The sequence below is a fragment of the Flavobacterium laiguense genome (genome assembly GCF_003097655.1).
In the GTDB taxonomy this organism is placed as follows: domain Bacteria; phylum Bacteroidota; class Bacteroidia; order Flavobacteriales; family Flavobacteriaceae; genus Flavobacterium; species Flavobacterium laiguense.
Genome location: NZ_QCZH01000054.1, coordinates 1 through 1,574, shown reverse-complemented (window position 1 = coordinate 1,574; position 1,574 = coordinate 1). Strand labels below are relative to the sequence as shown.

The 1,574-nt window shown below is 43.8% G+C and carries 1 pseudogene; it reads right to left on the bottom strand.

From position 1 onward, the window contains the following. Positions 1-1,574 (bottom strand): annotated as a pseudogene (locus tag DB891_RS17675) (HYR domain-containing protein); the annotation flags it as partial.

The window sequence follows — 1,574 nt, the reverse complement described above, 5'->3', positions numbered from 1 at the left end:
AAGACCTCAATTCTCACATCAGTAACATATTTAAGATCATAACTGATAGTCAATTGATCTTTGAAAGGAACCGGATGTGCTGTGAAACTAGTAGTTTCAGTAGTTTTAGCGGTTGTTGTTTCTATCGGAGCAATTGCAATTACAGGCTCAATTGTTGATCCAGGAAGCGTACAACTTCCAGGTGATGGTGTATTATCACTACATCCTGCAACAGCATCTATAGTTCCTGTACTTCCTAAGGCAGCAGTGCCTGAGCCATTGATATAGCTTGCGAAAGTATATTTACTAACCTTGTCAATACCGGAGTAAACACCATCAATGAGTGATTTCACCTCATATTTTATAGAAACAACATATGTTGCTCCCGGAGTGGCACCAGTAACAACATAATGTGCTCCTGTACCATTTTCGATTAAGCTACCGGTAAATGATACTGATCCACAAGTGCTAGTGAACAAACGAATTTGCGAAACACTATTGTTATCAGAGCCCTGAATAGTGAAAAATCTATTCAGATCACCATCTCTGGTTTGTTTTACATCAATTGTAAAGCTAGCTCCTGGAGCAGTTACATTTGAATAATAGAAGAACACACCTGGTATGGCATTAGTCACCGTATTACCGCTAACAGTTGTACAAACATTATACAATCCTGTGGCAGTTCCTGTGGTATAATTACAACAGGTAGTCTGAGTCGGGAAGATGTGAGTACAATTAGCCACACTAATGGTTTGGCTACATGTAGCGGACTCATTACCACAAGCATCTACTGCTTTCCAAGTACGTGTTTGACTACCGTTTGTATTGGTTACAGTACCTACTGTAACAATAGTAAATGTGCTGCAATTGTCAGTGGCTGTTGGTTGATCAAAATTAAATGCAGCATTACACTCAATTGTTTTATCCGCAGCACAGGTTATCACAGGAGCCGTTATATCCTGAACCACAATGGTTCTGCTACAGCTGGCGGTATTACCGCAATCGTCTGTGGCGGTCCATGTTCTGGTCACGCTGTAATTACTTGGACAACTGCCTGGTGTGGTTACATCGGCAAATGTTATTGTCGGAGTAGGATCACAAGTGTCGGTGGCCGTTGCTGCTCCAAAGGATGGAGTTGCAGGACAACTAATTGGCGAGGTTACTGTAGGACATGTAATTACCGGAGGCGTAACATCGCGAACCTGAATGGTTCTGCTACAAGAGGCGGTATTACCGCAATCATCTGTTGCAGTCCATGTTCTGGTCACACTGTAGTTACCCGGACAGTTACCTGGTGTGGTTGCATCGACAAAAGTTATTGTCGGAGTAGGATCACAAGCGTCAGTGGCTGTCGGCGGTGTAAACACTGGTGTTCCCGGACAGTTGATCGGTGTTGTTTGCGCTACACAGGTAATGACAGGCGGCGTGATATCCTGTACCACAATGGTTCTGCTACAAGAAGCAGTATTACCACAATCATCTGTTGCAGTCCATGTTCTGGTCACACTATAGTTACCCGGACAGTTGCCTGGAGTGGTTGCATCGACAAAAGTTATTGTCGGAGTAGGATCACAAGTGTCGGTGGCTGTCGGCGG